Here is a 17728-nt window from a genome sequence, read left to right as displayed (position 1 = left end):
TTGTTTTCAACAATGGCCGGGGATAATACCAGACCCGGCCTGTGCTGAACACCAATCACCCCAATACTCCTGATACATTTCATTAATCAGCCTGGCGACGCAGGAATGCCGGGATATCCAGGTAATCCAGATCGTCTTGCGCATTCAGCTTGGCTGCAGCAGCCGCGCCGGCGTGAGCCTGGTTGCGCATAACGGTCGGACGATCCAGATCACGGTAGTTCACCGCAGGCTGTTCATTACGGGGTGCAGCAGCCGAAGGCATGGCAGCGGTTTGCACGGTGTTGTCGATAACCTTGACCGGCTTCTCGATTTTCGCGCCCAGGCCGGTGGCCACAACGGTCACGTGCAGTTCGTCGCGCATATCCGGATCGATCACGGTGCCCACTTTCACAGTGGCGTGCTCGGAAGCGAACTGCTCAATGATGTTACCCACGTCGGAGTACTCACCCAGGGACAGGTCAGGACCGGCGGTGATGTTCACTAGAATGCCGCGCGCGCCTTGCAGGTTTACGTCTTCCAGCAGCGGGTTGCGGATCGCCGCTTCGGTGGCTTCACGTGCACGGTTCGGACCGCTGGCGCAGCCAGTGCCCATCATCGCCATGCCCATTTCGCTCATCACGGTTTTCACGTCGGCGAAGTCGACGTTGATCATGCCTGGACGCTTGATGATGTCGGAGATACCGCGAACAGCACCCGCCAGTACATCGTCAGCCTTGGCGAAAGCCGACAACAGGCTCGCGTCTTTGCCGAGAATAGTCAGCAGTTTTTCGTTAGGAATGGTGATCAGCGAGTCCACGCTGAGCGACAGCGCGCGGATGCCTTCTTCGGCAATCAGCATGCGCTTGCGACCTTCGAACGGGAACGGACGGGTCACCACCGCAACGGTGAGGATGCCCATTTCCTTGGCCACTTCAGCAATGATTGGCGCCGCACCGGTACCGGTACCGCCACCCATGCCAGTGGTGATAAAAACCATATCGGTGCCTTGCAGCACTTCAGCGATACGCTCGCGGTCTTCCATGGCAGCCTGACGGCCGACTTCCGGGTTGGCACCAGCGCCCAACCCCTTAGTTACACCGGTGCCCAGTTGCAGCACGGTACGCGCGCCGACATTTTTCAATGCCTGGGCGTCGGTGTTGGCGCAGATGAACTCAACGCCTTCAATGTTGTTTTTCGCCATATGGTTAACAGCGTTACCGCCGCCGCCACCCACGCCAATTACCTTGATAACTGCGCTTTGCGGGATATTGTCTACGAGCTCGAACATGGTCCCCTCTCCTTTGCTTTTCTAGTTGTAACGCCTACAGCACGTGCGGTTTAACATCAAAAATTGCCTTGGACCCAGCGTTTCAGCCGCTCCAGTACAGGTGTCTTTGGTTCATCGTTGTAGCTGCTGCTACCGCCCGACAGCGAAATGCCGTCGAACTGCTTTTGCAGCCCGTACATGAGCAAGCCCACGCCGGTCGAATAAATCGGGTTGTGCACCACATCGGCCAGGCCCTTGATGCCTTGCGGCATGCCCAGGCGCACGGGCATATGGAAAATCTCTTCGGCCAACTCCACCGCGCCTTCCATTTTCGAGGTGCCGCCGGTGAGTACGATGCCGGCCGGAATCAGGTCTTCGTAGCCGCTGCGGCGCAGTTCGGCTTGCACCAAGGTGAACAGCTCGTCGTAACGCGGCTCGACCACTTCGGCCAGTGACTGACGCGATAGGTCGCGCGGCGGACGATCACCCACGCTTGGCACTTTGATGGTTTCGCCAGCGCCGGCCAGTTTGGCCAGGGCGCAGGCGTAGCGAATTTTGATTTCTTCGGCGTACTGCGTCGGCGTACGCAGGGCCATGGCGATGTCATTGGTGACTTGGTCGCCGGCAATTGGAATTACCGCTGTGTGGCGAATCGCGCCTTCGGTAAAGATGGCGATATCGGTGGTGCCGCCGCCGATATCCACCAGGCACACGCCCAGCTCTTTCTCGTCGTCAGTCAGCACCGCATACGCCGACGCAAGCTGCTCAAGAATGATGTCGTCCACTTCCAGACCGCAGCGGCGCACGCATTTTTCGATGTTCTGCGCCGCGTTCACCGCGCAAGTCACCACATGCACCTTGGCTTCCAGGCGCACGCCCGACATACCCAGCGGCTCACGCACGCCTTCCTGGTTGTCGATCACATAGTCCTGCGGCAGCGTGTGCAGTACGCGCTGGTCAGCCGGAATGGCTACGGCCTGGGCGGCGTCGAGCACGCGTTCCAGGTCGGCCTGGCTGACTTCACGGTCGCGAATGGCGACGATGCCGTGGGAGTTGAGGCTGCGGATATGGTTGCCGGCCACGCCGACAAAGGCCGAGTGAATACGGCAGCCAGCCATCATCTGCGCTTCCTCGATGGCGCGCTGAATCGACTGCACGGTGGATTCGATATTCACCACCACGCCCTTTTTCAGGCCGCGCGAGGGGTGCGTACCGATACCAACGATTTCCAGCTGGCCGTCAGCCGTAACCTCGCCCACCAGCGCCACCACTTTGGAGGTGCCGATGTCCAGGCCTACGATCATCTTGCCGCTCTGCACGTTTGCCATGTTGCTGCCTTCTCCTAATTCACTTCTGTGCGACGGGTTTGTCCGTCGCCGGCGCAATCGGTTCACGCCACGCAACGGCCAAGCCGTTGGAGTAACGCAGGTCAATGCGCGAAATATTGGCGATCTGGTCTTTCAAGCTCTTGTCGTAGATGGTCACGAAGCGGCGCATCTTCTCCACCAAGTGGTCCCGACCGAGTAACAATTCGACACTTTGTCCGGTGCTGTTCACCCCGGTGGAGAGAAACCAGCTACCGCGTTCACGTAACTCCAGGCGCGCCACCGAAAAGCCCAGCGGCCGCAGCATCTGGCTGAGCATCTGGTAGTGCTGCATCACCTGTTCCTGCGCGCGTTGCGGCCCGACCAACTGCGGCAGGTTTTCGTAGTTGGCCAGCTCACGCGGCGTAAACGCCTGACCTTGGTTGTTAAGCAGCGCTTCGTCACCCCAACGGGCGACTGGCAATTGCTCTTCCAGGGAAATGCTCACGGTGTCGGGCCATACGCGGCGCACTTCGGCGTGGGCAATCCAGGGCATCTGTTCCAGCTCGGCACGCATGCCGGCGAGGTCAACGGTAAAGAAGCTCGAGGCCACATACGGCGCGATACGCTGCTGCACCGCTTGCTGACTGATATAGCTCAACTCGCCCTGTACGCTGATTTTGGCAATCGGCCGATCGGCATAGGGCAACAACTCTTGCGCTGCTTCGTAGGTGGCAAAACCCAGCACCAGCAACAGCACCGGCCAGAGCACGCGCTTGATTGCCGAAAAGCTTGGCTTGGGCACGCGTACCGACAACGGTTCTTTCGCCACCATCCGGCTGGCACCCCGCTGCGCCGGCTTGCGTGGCAAAGCGCCGCGGCCGGGAACAGGTTGCTGATGACGGAGGGTTGCGCCGTGCATGGTCTTAACCTCGTGCCTCAACGCTGTCGGAAAGAATCGCCACGACCAGTTGCTGGAAATCCAGCCCTGCTGCGCGAGCGGCCATTGGCACCAAGCTGTGATCGGTCATGCCGGGCACGGTGTTTACTTCCAGCAGCCAGAACGTGCCGGCGCTGTCTTGCATCACGTCCGCACGCGCCCAGCCCTGAATACCGATGGCATCGCAGGCACGCGCGGTGAGGTCTTTGAGTTCCTGTTCTTTGGCCGCGTCCAGCCCGCAAGGAATGCGGTACTGGGTGTCATTGGCCAGGTACTTGGCGTCGTAGTCGTAGAACGTGTGCGGGGTGCCCAGGCCAATCGGTGGCAGCACTTCACCGCGCAGCACGGCGATGGTGTATTCGGGGCCGTGAATCCACTGCTCAACCAGAACTTGTGAGTCGTAGGTGGCGGCGTCTTGCCAAGCTTTGATCAGCTCATCGACGTCGTTCACTTTGGCCATGCCGATACTGGAACCTTCATGCGCCGGTTTGACGATCAGCGGGAAGCCCAGTTCCGCAGCAGCCGACCGGCAGTCATCGGCACTGGCCAATACCGCGTGACGCGGCGTGGACAGGCCCAGGCTTTGCCAGACTTGTTTGGTGCGCAGTTTGTCCATTGCCAGCGCCGAGGCCAGTACACCGCTACCGGTGTACGGAATGCCCAGGCATTCGAGCAGGCCCTGCATGCTGCCGTCTTCGCCGCCACGGCCGTGCAGCACGATAAAGGCGCGATCAATTTTTTCGCTGACCAGGCGCTGCAAGAAGTCATCACCAACATCAATGCCAAAGGCGTCGACGCCAGCGGCCAGCAATGCTTCCAGTACGGCGGCGCCGGACTTCAGCGACACCGGACGCTCAGCGCTCTTACCGCCAAACAACACGGCGACACGGCCGAAGGCTTCAGGGGCCAGGTTGGCTGCTAACAGGCGACTCATTTCTTACTCCCGCCAGCGGCTACGGCGCCGGCAAACAACGGGCTCTGCAACAACTGCGGCGCCAGGCCACCGATATCCCCTGCGCCTTGGCACAGCAAGATGTCGCCAGCGCGCAGCAACGGTTTAACAATCGGCGCCAGCTCAGTGCCACGCTCGATATAGATAGGGTCCAGTTGGCCGCGTTGGCGGATGCTGTGGCACAGCTGACGGCTATCGGCGCCGGGAATCGGCTCCTCGCCTGCTGGGTACACTTCCATCAGCAGCAGCACATTGGCGTCGGCCAGCACCTGCACAAAGTCGTCGTACAGGTCGCGGGTGCGGCTATAGCGGTGCGGCTGGTAGACCATCACCAAGCGGCGCTCAGGCCAGCCACCGCGTACGGCTTTAATGACCGCCGCCACTTCGCGCGGATGGTGACCGTAGTCATCCACCAACATCACATTGCCGCCTTCGACCGGCAGTTCGCCGTACACCTGAAAGCGCCGACCGACGCCCTGGAAGCACGACAAGCCCTGCACGATGGCTTCATCACTGAGGCCTTCATCGGTGGCGATGGCTATAGTGGCCAGCGAGTTCAGCACGTTGTGGTTGCCCGGCATATTCACCGACACATCCAACGGCTCACGGCCAGCACGCAGCACAGTGAAGTAAGTCAGCATGCCTTCCTGGCGCAGATTGATGGCGCGCACGTCAGCGTCTTCGCTCAGGCCATAGGTCATGGTTGGGCGTTTAACCTGGGGCAGAATTTCCCGCACGACCGGATCATCAACGCACACCACGGCCAGGCCGTAGAACGGCAGGTTGTGCAGGAACTCGACGAAGGTTTTCTTCAACTTATTGAAGTCACCCTCGTAGGTGCTCATATGGTCCATGTCGATATTGGTGACCACGGCCACCATCGGCTGCAGGTGCAGAAAGCTGGCGTCGCTTTCATCGGCTTCGGCTACTAAGTAGCGGCTGGTGCCGAGCTGGGCGTTGGTGCCAGCAGCATTCAGGCGGCCACCGATCACAAAGGTCGGGTCCAGGCCTGCAGCGGCAAACACCGAAGCAATCAGACTGGTGGTAGTGGTTTTGCCATGGGTACCGGCAACGGCAATGCCGTGGCGATAACGCATCAGCTCGGCGAGCATTTCGGCGCGCGGGACGATTGGAATGCGACGCTCCAGAGCGTTGGCCACTTCCGGGTTAGCGGTATTGATGGCGCTGGACACCACCAGCACGTCGGCGTGCTGCGCGTTCTCGGCACGGTGACCGATAAACACTTGGGCGCCAAAATTCTGCAGGCGTTCGGTAACGGCCGAACCCTTGATGTCGGAACCGGAGACGTCATAGCCCAGGTTCAACAACACCTCGGCAATACCGCACATACCGGCGCCACCGATACCCACGAAGTGGATACGACGGATACGGCGCATTTCTGGCTGCGGAAAGGCTTTCTGGCTCTCAACCACGGGCCACCTCCAGGCAAATATCCACCACGGTGCGGGTCGCGTCGGGCTTGGACAGGCGCCGCGCGGTACTGCCCATGTAAATCAAACGTTCCGGATGCATCAAAACCTCGGTCAGGCGCTCGGCCAATTCGGCGGCGCCAGTAGTCGCTTGCGGCAGCAGGAAGGCAGCGCCCTCCCGAGCCAGATAATCGGCGTTGCGGGTCTGGTGATCGTCGATGGCGTGCGGCAAAGGCACCAGCATCGACGGCAGACCTGCTGCAGCCAGTTCACTCACGGTCAGTGCGCCTGCGCGGCACACCACCAGATCGGCCCAGGCGTAAGCGCCGGCCATGTCTTGAATAAAGGGCGCAACGTGCGCTTGGACACCAGCGGCCTGATAACGGTCCGCCGTCACTTCATCGTGATTTTTGCCGGACTGGTGCACCACTTCCGGACGAATTTCCGCCGCTACTTCACGCAGCGCTTCGGGCAGTAATTTGTTCAACGGTTCAGCGCCGAGGCTGCCGCCGAGAATCAGCAAACGCGGCTTGCGCCCTTGCAGGGTGAACCGCGGCGTTTCAATAAACAGTTCTTCGCGCACCGGGTTGCCGGTGGTGCGGCGTTTTGGCGAGGCCGCGAAGGTATTGGGGAAGGCTTCGCACACGCGGCTGGCGAAACGCACCAGGCTTTTGTTGGCGGTGCCGGCCACGGCGTTTTGCTCGTGAATAATCAATGGCACGCCGGCCATTTTCGCCGCCAGGCCGCCAGGGCCAGTGACATAACCACCCAAGCCCAACACGCACACAGGCTTCAATTTTTTCACGATACGGCGCGCCTGGAACAACGCACGCACCAGGCTGAACGGTGCTTTCAACAGGTTAAGGAAGCCTTTGCCACGCAGGCCGGCGACGTTAATCCGGTGCAGCTCAAGGCCGGCATTGGGCACCAGCTCGTTTTCGATGCCGCGCGGCGTGCCGAGCCAGTGCACGGTATAACCGCGCGCCTGGAATTCACGGGCACAGGCCAGGGCTGGGAATACGTGGCCGCCGGTACCGCCGGCCATAATCAAAACGTTAGCGGCCATGGACCACCTCCTCAGGCGCATCACTGCGTTTGGGCAAGTCCTCGGCGAAATCACTTTCGACGAAATCAACATCTTCACTGCCCAGGATGGTGCGGCGTTCCCACTCAATACGCAGCAGCAAGCCCAGGCAGGCACAGCAAATCACCAACGAGCTGCCGCCGTAGCTGAGGAACGGCAAGGTCAAGCCCTTGGTCGGCAACAGACCGACGTTTACGCCGATGTTGATCAGGAACTGGCCGACCCACAAAAACGCCAGGCCGTAGGCCACATAAGCAGAGAAAAACTGCTTGGCTTTTTCCGCCCACAAGCCGATGTACAGCGCCCGCACAGTGACAAATACAAACAGCGCCACCGTGGCCAGTGCGCCAACCAAACCAAGCTCTTCTGCCAGTACCGAATACACAAAGTCGGTGTGCGCTTCGGGCAGGTAAAACTGCTTCTGGATGCTGTTGCCCAGGCCCACGCCCAACCACTGGCCGCGCCCGAACGCGATCAGCGCCTGGGTCAGCTGGTAGCCGGAGCCGAATTGGTCAGCCCAGGGGTCGGTAAAGGTCACCAAACGCGCCATCCGATACGGCTGCGCTTGCACCAGCACAAATACGGCGCCAATGGCCAAGGCCACCATCAGCGAGAAGCGGAACAGGCCAACGCCGCCGAGGAACAACATGGCCGCCGCAGCACCCATCAGTACCACGGTGGCACCGAAGTCCGGCTCCATCAGCAGCAGGCCAGCCATCGGCAGCAGCACCACAAAGGGCTTGAAGAAGCCGGCCCAGCTTTCGCGCACTTCTTCCTGACGACGCACCAGGTAGCCGGCGAGATAAATCACGGCGAAAACCTTGGCGATTTCCGAAGGCTGCACGTTAAACGCGCCAAAGCCGATCCAGCGCATCGAACCGTTCACTTCGCGGCCAATACCCGGCACCAACACCAACACCAACAAGCCAAAGGCCGCCACCAGCAAGGTGCCGCCCATGCGCTGCCAGGTGGCCATTGGAATCACCAGCATCAGGCCCGTGGCGCCCAGCCCAATGACCATATAAATGACGTGGCGGATCATGTGGTAGAACGGATTGCCAGTCTGCACCGCCGCCACTTCCGAGGACGCCGAAGTGATCATCACCAAGCCCAGGCCGAGCAATGCCAGGCAACCGGCCAGCAGCGGGAAGTCGAGGTCGATACCACGGCGGCTAAACAGCGGCGATGGGTAGGGGCGCAGGATGCTGAGCAGGCGGGCGAGCATCAGTTCAGCCCTCCCACGGCGGCGGCAAACAGGCGGCCGCGCTCTTCAAAGTTTTTAAACATATCCAGGCTGGCGCAGGCCGGCGACAGCAACACAGCGTCGCCGCTCTGCGCCAACTCAGCCGCCTTGGCCACCGACTCATCCAGGCTCTGTACGCGAATCAGCGGCACACCGGTATCGGCCAACACATCAGCCAGCAACGGTGCGTCGCGACCGAGCAAAATCACCGCGCGGCAATGGGCGGCGACCGGGGCACACAGGGCAGAGAAGTCCGCGCCTTTGCCATCACCGCCGGCCACCAGCACCAGCTTGCCGCTGATATCCGCGCCCAGGCCTTCGATGGCAGCCAAAGCGGCACCAACGTTGGTGGCTTTGGAGTCGTCGTAGTAGCTCACGCCGTTGCGCTCACGCAGCCACTGGCAACGGTGCGCCAGGCCGGTAAAGTTGCGCAGCGCTTGCAGCATTGGTTCGAACGGCAGGCCAACCGCATGACCAAGGGCCAATGCGGCCAGCGCGTTGGCCTGGTTATGGCCACCACGGACTTTCAGCTCGCTAGTGGGCATCAAGGTATTGAATTCGAAGGCCAGGTATTTTTCGCCCTGCTCTTCCAGCAGGCCGAAGCCTTTGAAGTCCGGCTTGTTCAGGCCAAAGGTCCAGCATGGGGTGTTTTCGCCAATCAGCGGACGGGACAAACCGTCCTGGCGATTGACCACCACCTGTCGCGCGCCACGGAAGATCCGGTGCTTGGCCAAGTGATAGGTCGGCAGCCCGCTGTAGCGGTCCATATGGTCTTCGCTGATATTCAGCACGGTGGCCACTTCAGCGTTGAGCTGGTCAGTGGTTTCCAGTTGGAAGCTGGACAGCTCAATGACGTACAGCTCAACGTCATCGCTTAGCAGGTCGAGGGCCGGTGTGCCGAGGTTGCCGCCCACCGCCACGCGTTTACCGGCTGCAGCGGCCATTTCGCCGACCAGGGTGGTGACGGTGCTTTTCGCGTTGGAGCCGGTGATGGCCACAATCGGCGCCTTGGCATGGCGAGCGAACAATTCGATATCGCCCAGCAGCTTCACGCCACGAGCAGCGGCCGCTTGCAGCGCCGGGGTGGCCAAGGCCAAACCTGGGCTCACATACAGCTCATCGGCGCGGCACAAGAACTCAACGTCCAATTCGCCACAACGCACTTCCACCTGCGGGTACTGGGCGCGAATGGCGGCCAGCTCCGGCGGGTTCTCGCGTGTATCAGCCACGGCAAAGCGGATGCCCTGGCGCGCGAGGAAGCGCACCAGGGACATGCCGCTCTTGCCGAGGCCGACAACGATGCGGAAGTGGTCAGAAGCGATGAGGCTCATCTTATCCTTGGTCCTTAACGCAGTTTCAGAGTGGCAAGGCCGATCAACACCAAAATCACGGTGATGATCCAGAAGCGCACAATCACGCGCGGCTCGGGCCAGCCTTTCAATTCAAAGTGGTGGTGGATCGGCGCCATGCGAAATACGCGCTTGCCGGTGAGCTTGAACGACGCCACCTGGATAACCACCGACAGGGTCTCCATCACAAACACGCCGCCCATAATGAACAGCACGATTTCCTGGCGAACGATTACGGCGATGGTGCCCAGCGCTGCGCCCAAGGCCAGCGCGCCGACGTCGCCCATAAACACTTGCGCCGGGTAGGTGTTAAACCAGAGAAAGCCCAGGCCGGCACCAACCAGCGCCGAGCAGAACACGATCAGCTCACCGGCACCCGGTACGTAGGGAATCAGCAGGTAATCGGCGAATTTGATGTTGCCCGACAGGTAGCAAAAAATGCCCAGGGCGCCGCCCACCATCACGGTCGGCATAATCGCCAGGCCGTCGAGGCCGTCAGTCAGGTTGACCGCGTTGCTGGAGCCAACGATCACAAAGTAGGTCAGCACCACAAAGCCAACGCCCAGCGCGATGCTGGCGTCTTTGAATACCGGGATGATCAGAGTGGTTTCCACCGCGCTTGGCGCAGTCATATAAAGGAACACTGCCGCGCCCAGACCAAACACCGATTGCCAGAAATACTTCCAACGGCTCGGCAGACCTTTCGAATTCTTTTCGATCACTTTGCGGTAGTCATCCACCCAGCCGATGCCACCGAACAGCACCGTAACCAGCAGCACCACCCACACATAACGGTTGGCCAGGTCGGCCCACAACAAGGTGCTGATAGCGATGGCCGACAAGATCAGCGCGCCACCCATGGTCGGCGTGCCGGATTTGCTCAGGTGCGATTGCGGACCGTCGTTACGTACTGCCTGGCCGATTTGGCGAATCTGCAGGGTACGAATCATCCATGGACCCAGCCACAGCGACAGCGACAGCGCGGTCAATACCCCGAGAATCCCGCGCAGGGTCAGGTATTGGAAGACCGCGAAGCCCTTGTAGAACTGTTGCAGGTACTCGGCCAACAGCAGCAGCATTTAATGACTCCCCTGAGTGCCGCACAAAGCCGCGACGACGTTTTCCATCGCCGCGCTGCGCGAGCCTTTAATAAGAATGGTGGTGTCGCCAGGCTCAGCAGAGACGGCAGCAATCAGGCTGGCCTGATCGGCAAAGTGCTGGCCATTGGCACCGAAGGCGGCCACGGCATGGGCCATATTCGGGCCGACGGCATAAAGAGCATCGACTTTCCCGGCGGCGTAAGCGCCGACATCGCGGTGGCCCTGCTCGGCCCACTCGCCCAATTCGCCAATATCGCCCAAGACCAGAACGGTCCGGCCGGAGAAGGCCGCGAGTATATCAATGGCGGCGCACATGGAAGTCGGGTTGGCGTTGTAGGTATCGTCGATCACCCGCGCACCATTGGTCGCCAACTGCGCTACGGCGCGGCCTTTGACCGGCTGCACGTTTGCAAGGCCGGCGGCAATACTGACCAACGGCACACCCAGCGCAGCGGCGGCAGCGGCTGACGCCAAAGCATTGGCGACGTTATGGGTGCCAAGTAGATTGAGCTGCACCCGGGCACTGCCCTGGGCGCTGTTTAGCGTGAAGAACGGGCAGCCACGGGCGTCGCGACCGACGTCGCTGGCGTATACATCGGCCTCGCTGTTGCTCAGGGCAAAGGTGCGCACCTGGCGTTGGCCAGCACGCTGCTTCCAGATGGCAAAGGCTTTGTCGTCAAGGTTGAGCACGGCAATGCCGTCGGCGCCGAGGCCATCGATGATTTCGCCTTTGGCTTCGACAATTTTGTCAGCGCCGCCGAACTCACCGATGTGGGCAGTACCGGCATTGTTCAACACCGCTACCTGGGGCTTGGCCAGGTTAACGGTGTAAGCGATCTCGCCGACGCGGTTGGCGCCCAGCTCGATCACTGCGCCTTGGTGTTCTGCGCCCAATTCCAGCAGGGTCAGCGGAACGCCAAGGTCATTATTCAAGTTGCCACGGGTGGCCAACACTGGGCCGTTGCTGCCGGCGCGCAGAATGCTGGCGAGCATTTCTTTCACCGTGGTTTTGCCGCTGGAACCGGTGATCGCTGCCAGCGGACCGGTGTAGGCCTGACGGTTTAGCGCGCCCAGTTGGCCCAACGCCAAACGGGCATCGGCAACGACCAACTGCGGAATGCTCACACCCACGGTTTCGCGCTCAACCAGCGCCGCCACGGCGCCTTTCTGAGTGACTTCCTGCAGGTAGCTATGGCCGTCGAAACGCGGGCCAGTCAAGGCAACAAACAGTTGGCCAGGCTTGATCGCGCGGCTGTCAGTGCTGACCGCGCTAAAGGTCGCGTCGGCGCCAACCAGGCAGCCGTTCAAGGCACTGACCACTTCGCTTAGGCGCAAGGCTTTAAACATGGCTGGCCTCCCACGCCGCGAGGGCATTGGTGGCTTGATGCAGGTCGGAGAACGGCTGCCGTTCGCCGTTGATTTCCTGGTAATCCTCATGGCCCTTACCGGCCAGCACGATTACATCGCTGGCATCAGCACTGGCGATCAGTTGCGCAATCGCCTGGCCACGGCCATACACAAACTGCGCGTTTTCCGGCGTTTTAAAGCCAGCACGGATATCGGCAAAAATCTGCTCTGGCGCTTCGCTGCGCGGGTTGTCGTCGGTGACCATCACGCCATCAGCCAGACGCTCAACCACCTCGGCCATCAGTGGACGCTTGCCGCGATCACGGTCACCGCCACAGCCAAACAGGCACAGCAGTTTGCCGGTGGCATGCGGGCGCAAGGCGGTAAGGACTTTTTCCAGGGCATCCGGGGTATGGGCGTAATCGACCACCACCAGCGGTTTGTCGCCGCCACCCAAACGCTGCATACGGCCGGCCGGGCCTTCGAGCTTGGGCAGCACTTTGAGAATTTCGTCCAGCGGATAGTCCAGGCCCAGCAAGGCGCCAACCACACCGAGCACATTGCTCAGGTTGAAGCGGCCCAGCAAGGTGCTGCGCAGACTGCCCTCGCCCTTTGGCGTCACCAGCTTGGCGCGCACGCCGTGGTCGTCGAACACCGCTTCGCTGCAGTACAGGTAGGCGTTGCGGTCTTCCAGGCTGTAGGTAATCAGGCGCGACTCGTGGTGCTCGGCAGCCAGTTGGCGACCAAAGTCGTCATCCAGATTCAGCACCCGGCAACGCAGGCTCGGCCAGGCAAATAGCTTGGCCTTGGCGGCGCCGTACGCTTGCATGGAACCGTGGTAATCGAGGTGATCGCGCGACAGGTTGGTAAACACTGCCACGTCAAAGGCCAGGGCAGCGACGCGGCCTTGGTCCAGACCATGGGACGACACTTCCATGGCCACGGCGCGAGCGCCGGCTTGTTTCAGATTGGCCAGCACGGCCTGCACGCCAATCGGGTCGGGCGTGGTGTGGCGGCCTTGCTCCAGCTCATTGTGGAAACCGGTACCGAGGGTGCCAACGATGCCGCAGCGCTCGCCAAAATGATCCAGCGCCTGGGCAATCAGCTGACTGATGCTGGTTTTGCCATTGGTGCCGGTCACACCGACCAGGTGCAAGCCACGGCTCGGCTCGCCATAAAAACGCCCGGCGATGGCCGATAGTTGGCCAGCCAGGTTTTTCAGCGGCACCAACTCGGCGCTTTGCGCGGTAATGGCTTGCGCGCCTTCGGCTTCATAGGCCACGGCGGCAGCGCCACGGGCGATGGCATCAGCAATGTGCACGCGGCCGTCTTGCTGACCGCCAGGCACGGCAAGGAACAAATCGCCTGGGCGAACTTTGCGGCTGTCCAGGGTCAGCTCGCGGATCAACACCGAGCTTTGTGCTTGTGGCAGCAGTTGGTTCAGGGGCATTGGCATTAGCGCGCTAACTCCCGAGGAATAGTGATGGCCACGGCGGGCTGAACGTCGGCCGGGGTCAGGTTGTCCGGGGCAATGTTCATCAGGCGCAGGGCGCCGGCCATGACTTTGCCGAATACCGGAGCGGAAATCAGGCCGCCGAAATAGGCACCCGTGCTGGGCTCATCCACCACTACCACCATGGCGATACGCGGGTTGCTGATCGGCGCAAAGCCGGCGAACAACGAGCGGTAAGCGTTGGCGGTGTAGCCCTTGGTGCCAACGGTAGCTTTACGCGCGGTACCGGATTTACCGCCTACGTGGTAGGCCGGCACCTTGGCGCGGAACACGCCGCTTGGCGCTTCAACCACTTGCTGCAACATGCCTTGGATGGTTTTCGCCGTGGCTTCCGGAATTACCTGCACACCGTCCTGGCTGCGGCCATCGGCGCGGGTCATGGTCATTGGAATGGCACGGCCATTGTTGGCCAGCACGGCATAAGCGTGGGCCAGCTGAATGGCAGTAACCGACAGGCCGTAGCCGTAGGCCAAGGTCGCGGTTTCCGCTTTTGGCCAGATGCGGTGGTTGGGCAAGTTACCGACGCGCTCGCCAGGGAAGCCCAGGCCAGTGTCCTGACCCAGCCCGACTTGCTGCATAACGTTGTAAATCGGCTCGGCGCCGATATCGAAAGCAATCTTGCTGATGCCGACGTTACTGGACTTGATCAGGATGCCGGTCAAATCCAGCACGCCTTCGTTTTTGGACACGTCGCGGATGGTGTATTTGCCAATCTGCAAGGTGCCGGGATAAACATCAACGGTATCGGTCGGCTTCCAGCGCCCGCTTTCCAGCGCCGCACTCATGGAGAACGGTTTAACCGTGGAACCTGGCTCAAACACGTCGATCATGGCGCGGTTGCGCATCATCGCCGGTTGCAGGTTGCGCCGGTTGTTGGGGTTGTAAGTAGGCTGATTGACCATGGCCAGCACTTCGCCGGTCTTCACGTCGAGCATCACCAGGCTGGCACCTTTGGCGCCAAACTCGGTAACCACGTTGCGCAGCTCGCGGTGGGCCAGGTACTGCAGGCGCAGGTCGATGGACAGCGCCAGGGCCTTACCGGCTTTGGCGTTGCGGGTGACTTGCACGTCTTTAATCAAGCGGCCACGGCGGTCTTTCAACACTTCGCGCTTGCCGGGCACGCCAGACAGCCACTGGTCAAACGCCAATTCCACGCCCTCGCGGCCGTGGTCATCGATATCGGTAAAGCCAACCACGTGCGCGGTCACTTCGCCGGCCGGGTAGAAACGACGAAACTCCTCAATGGAGTAGACGCCTGGCACTTTGAGGTCGAGCACTGATTGGCCCTGTTCCGGGGTCAGCCCCCGCACCAGGTACATAAATTCGCGCCCGGCATTTTCCTCCAACCTGGCGGCGAACGCCTTTGGCTCTTGGCCTAACGCGGCGGCCAGTGCCGGCCAGCGGTCTTTGCCGGCTTGCAGCTCTTTACCGTTGGCCCACAGGGTGGTGACTGGCGTACTTACGGCCAGTGGCTCGCCATTGCGGTCGGTGATCAGGCCACGGTGCGCAGGAATAGGCACATGACGCACGCTACGGGCATCGCCTTGACCTTGCAGAAAAGCGTGGTCGAGCACTTGCAGGTCGATGATGCGCCAGCAAATAGCAGCCACCATCACGCCGAGCAACCCCAACACCACGCGGAAACGCCACGGATACAGTGCACCTTCAAGCTTCATCATGGCGCCACCATCCGCACTTCGGCAGGTTCGGGGATGCGCATTTTCAGCTGTTCGCTGGCCAGGGTTTCGATGCGGCTGTGGGCGGTCCAGGTACTTTGTTCAAGGATCAGACGGCCCCACTCGGCTTGCGCTTTGTCGCGCACACTGAGCTCGCCATACAAGGCGTTAAGCAGTTGGCGATTCCAGTGGGCGCTGTAGGACACAGCAATGGCCGAGACCAAAACGGCGACGAACAAGATCAGCAGCAACAGGCTGCCGCTCGGCAAAGGCTTGGCAAACGCCCGGCTCAACGCAACTTCTCCGCAACGCGCATCACCGCACTGCGTGAGCGCGGGTTGGCGGATTGCTCAGCGTCGGAGGGGAATTGCGCCTTGCCGATGGTTTTGATCTTTGGTTCAAAGCGTTCAACGCGCACGGGCAGATTGCGCGGCAGTTTATCGGCCTCGCCTTTTTCCAGACGACGCATAAAGAGTTTGACGATGCGGTCTTCCAACGAATGGAAGCTGATCACCACCAAGCGGCCGCCGACTTCCAGAGCATCCATGGCCGCAGCCAGGCCACGTTCCAGATCAGCCAGCTCGTTATTGACGTGGATGCGCAGCCCTTGAAAGGCGCGGGTCGCCGGGTTTTTACCCTTTTCCCACGCCGGGTTGGCGACTTTTAATACTTCCGCCAGATCAGCAGTACGCTCGAACGCGGCGACCTCACGGCGCGCGACAACTGCACGGGCCATGCGCTTGGCGAAACGTTCTTCGCCGTATTCCTTAAATACGCGGGCAATTTCTTCTTCCGGCGCGGTGGCGATGAACTGCGCAGCGCTGACCCCGCGGCTGGGGTCCATGCGCATGTCCAGCGGGCCATCATTCATAAAGCTGAAGCCGCGCTCGGCGTCGTCCAACTGCGGCGAGGACACGCCCAGGTCGAGCAAAATGCCGGACACCTTGCCGCTATCGCCGCGCTCCGCCACCGCTTCGCCCAGCTCAGCAAAGCTGCGCTGCACAACGACAAAGCGGCCGTCTTCGGCCGCCAGCTTCCCCCCAGTGGCAATTGCCAGAGGATCTTTGTCGAAACCGAGGAGCCGCCCACCTGGGCCAAGCTTCTCTAATATCAGCCGGCTGTGTCCGCCGCGGCCAAAGGTGCCATCCACATAGCAGCCGTCCGCACGCACGGCGAGAGCCTCTACGGCTTCATCGAGCAATACGGTGATATGGCCAAAGCCGCTGCTAGTTGGGGTTGTCACAGAATGAGATCACGCAATTCGTCCGGCAGACCGCCCGGCTGTTTAATGGCTGCCAGGTCCGCATCAGAGAGCGCGTTCCAGGCGTTTTCGTCCCACAGTTGAAACTTGTTGAGTTGCCCGACCAGCATCGCGTGCTTGTCCAGCTTGGCGTACTCGCGCAAACGCGGCGGCACCAGAAAGCGGCCAGCACTGTCGAGCTCGATATCCACCGCGTTACCAATCAGCAAACGCTGCAGGCGGCGGGTTTCTTCGCGCAGGGATGGCAGCTCACGCAGTTTGGTTTCGATGATTTCCCACTCAGGCAGCGGGTAGACACAGAGGCAGGGGTCAATGGCATCAATCGTGACGATAAGTTGGCCAGCCGAACGCGACACGATCTCGTCCCGATACCGACTTGGCATCGCGAGGCGCCCTTTGGCGTCGAGATTGATTGCGTTAGCTCCACGAAACACGACTGCGCTTCCCCTTTTTTATTAGCTTTCCATGCCCATAAAACCCACTTCGTACCACTTTGTACCACTTCGGCACACTATAGGAACGCAGCCACCCCACCGTCAAGGCGCGCTTGTAGGCAAAAATCCTTATGGGACGGTGATTTAGCGAAGTTTTTGCAGGTGAAAGAGGGGTGTTTAGCGGTCTTTTGACGGGTGCAGCCGAGCGAGTTCAAGGAGCTGCGCCTCGAACTTAAAGTAAAGTCTTAAGAGTAAGAATTTTTCGATCTGAGAAACGTAGCGACGGGAGGTAAAGCGCACAGCGGAAAAAGGAGGTGGAGAGTCGATCTGTAAGCCGGGTTCTGTCGAGGACAGTCATTCCTCTACGACGGCCATCACTGGACGTCTTTAGCAACCTACCCGGTTCCAGCGCGGGCCACGCCTAGGAACCCTATTTGGTCTTGCTCCGAGTGGGGTTTGCCTAGCCACGAACTGTTGCCAGACGTGCGGTGCGCTCTTACCGCACCTTTTCACCCTTACCGGCGCCGAAGCGCTTAGGCGGTTATTTTCTGTGGCACTTTCCGTAGGCTCACGCCTCCCAGGTGTTACCTGGCACTCCGCCCTATGGAGCCCGGACTTTCCTCCCCCCCATCTTGCGAACAAAATGAGGCAGCGACTGTCCAATCGACTCTCCGCCGCCTAGGGTAGCGGCAGCCTCCGTATAGAACAAGCCAATAAACTGTTATTGCCGCTCCAGGGCCACCTGATAGAGCAGGTTCTTGCGCACCCCGGTGATCTCCGCCGCCACGGCCGCCGCGCGTTTGAGCGGCATTTCCTTGAGCAGCAAATCGAGCACGCGCAAGGTTTGTG

At 60.8% G+C, this 17728-nt stretch carries 15 protein-coding genes, 1 other RNA gene and 1 pseudogene; all 17 read right to left on the bottom strand.

Going from position 1 to position 17728, the window contains the following annotated elements; all coding sequences use genetic code 11:
* Positions 1-82: 82 nt before the first annotated feature.
* Positions 83-1267: a cell division protein FtsZ gene (ftsZ, locus tag AAAB16_RS08480; protein WP_340662936.1), complete on the bottom strand. Its 1185-nt coding sequence runs from the start codon at positions 1265-1267 to the stop codon at positions 83-85.
* A gap of 56 nt (positions 1268-1323) precedes the next feature.
* On the bottom strand, positions 1324-2574 hold the full coding sequence (ftsA, locus tag AAAB16_RS08475; protein ID WP_110616837.1) for a cell division protein FtsA: 1251 nt from the start codon (positions 2572-2574) through the stop codon (positions 1324-1326).
* Between the two features lie 19 nt (positions 2575-2593).
* Positions 2594-3472, bottom strand: coding sequence for a cell division protein FtsQ/DivIB (locus AAAB16_RS08470; RefSeq protein ID WP_340662935.1), 879 nt, complete (start codon positions 3470-3472; stop codon positions 2594-2596).
* Between the two features lie 4 nt (positions 3473-3476).
* Complete coding sequence (locus tag AAAB16_RS08465; protein WP_340662934.1) at positions 3477-4424, bottom strand: D-alanine--D-alanine ligase; 948 nt, start codon at positions 4422-4424, stop codon at positions 3477-3479.
* Positions 4421-5839 (bottom strand): UDP-N-acetylmuramate--L-alanine ligase, encoded by a 1419-nt coding sequence (gene murC / locus AAAB16_RS08460; protein ID WP_340662947.1) that lies wholly within the window; start codon positions 5837-5839, stop codon positions 4421-4423. Before murC ends, AAAB16_RS08465 begins: the two co-directional genes overlap by 4 nt.
* Positions 5840-5867: 28 nt before the next feature.
* On the bottom strand, positions 5868-6938 hold the full coding sequence (gene murG, locus AAAB16_RS08455; protein ID WP_340662933.1) for an undecaprenyldiphospho-muramoylpentapeptide beta-N-acetylglucosaminyltransferase: 1071 nt from the start codon (positions 6936-6938) through the stop codon (positions 5868-5870).
* Positions 6928-8169, bottom strand: coding sequence for a putative lipid II flippase FtsW (ftsW, locus tag AAAB16_RS08450; protein ID WP_340662946.1), 1242 nt, complete (start codon positions 8167-8169; stop codon positions 6928-6930). Before ftsW ends, murG begins: the two co-directional genes overlap by 11 nt.
* An 11-nt stretch (positions 8170-8180) precedes the next feature.
* The gene (gene murD / locus AAAB16_RS08445) at positions 8181-9530 is read right to left on the bottom strand and encodes a UDP-N-acetylmuramoyl-L-alanine--D-glutamate ligase (protein WP_340662932.1); all 1350 of its coding nucleotides are present in this window, start codon (positions 9528-9530) and stop codon (positions 8181-8183) included.
* Positions 9531-9544: 14 nt separating this feature from the next.
* Complete coding sequence (gene mraY / locus AAAB16_RS08440; protein ID WP_340662931.1) at positions 9545-10627, bottom strand: phospho-N-acetylmuramoyl-pentapeptide-transferase; 1083 nt, start codon at positions 10625-10627, stop codon at positions 9545-9547.
* A complete protein-coding gene (gene murF / locus AAAB16_RS08435) occupies positions 10628-11995 on the bottom strand; it encodes a UDP-N-acetylmuramoyl-tripeptide--D-alanyl-D-alanine ligase (RefSeq protein ID WP_340662930.1) in 1368 nt (455 codons plus the stop codon).
* Complete coding sequence (locus AAAB16_RS08430; protein WP_340662929.1) at positions 11988-13451, bottom strand: UDP-N-acetylmuramoyl-L-alanyl-D-glutamate--2,6-diaminopimelate ligase; 1464 nt, start codon at positions 13449-13451, stop codon at positions 11988-11990. The genes murF and AAAB16_RS08430 overlap by 8 nt, the downstream gene beginning before the upstream one ends.
* Positions 13451-15184 (bottom strand): penicillin-binding protein 2, encoded by a 1734-nt coding sequence (locus AAAB16_RS08425; protein WP_340662945.1) that lies wholly within the window; start codon positions 15182-15184, stop codon positions 13451-13453. Before AAAB16_RS08425 ends, AAAB16_RS08430 begins: the two co-directional genes overlap by 1 nt.
* Positions 15184-15477, bottom strand: a complete 294-nt coding sequence (gene ftsL / locus AAAB16_RS08420) for a cell division protein FtsL (protein ID WP_340662928.1) — start codon at positions 15475-15477, stop codon at positions 15184-15186. Before ftsL ends, AAAB16_RS08425 begins: the two co-directional genes overlap by 1 nt.
* On the bottom strand, positions 15474-16427 hold the full coding sequence (rsmH, locus tag AAAB16_RS08415) for a 16S rRNA (cytosine(1402)-N(4))-methyltransferase RsmH (protein ID WP_340662927.1): 954 nt from the start codon (positions 16425-16427) through the stop codon (positions 15474-15476). Before rsmH ends, ftsL begins: the two co-directional genes overlap by 4 nt.
* Complete coding sequence (mraZ, locus tag AAAB16_RS08410) at positions 16424-16879, bottom strand: division/cell wall cluster transcriptional repressor MraZ (RefSeq protein WP_110616850.1); 456 nt, start codon at positions 16877-16879, stop codon at positions 16424-16426. The genes rsmH and mraZ overlap by 4 nt, the downstream gene beginning before the upstream one ends.
* Before the next feature lie 314 nt (positions 16880-17193).
* An RNA gene (gene rnpB / locus AAAB16_RS08405) (RNase P RNA component class A) lies at positions 17194-17550 on the bottom strand.
* 50 nt (positions 17551-17600) lie between these two features.
* Positions 17601-17728: pseudogene (locus tag AAAB16_RS08400) on the bottom strand (16S rRNA (cytidine(1402)-2'-O)-methyltransferase); the annotation flags it as partial.

This window comes from Pseudomonas sp., from assembly GCF_037994325.1.
Lineage (GTDB): Bacteria > Pseudomonadota > Gammaproteobacteria > Pseudomonadales > Pseudomonadaceae > Aquipseudomonas.
The sequence above is the reverse complement of the archived record's forward strand: the minus strand, read 5'-3'. Positions and strand labels throughout refer to the sequence as shown.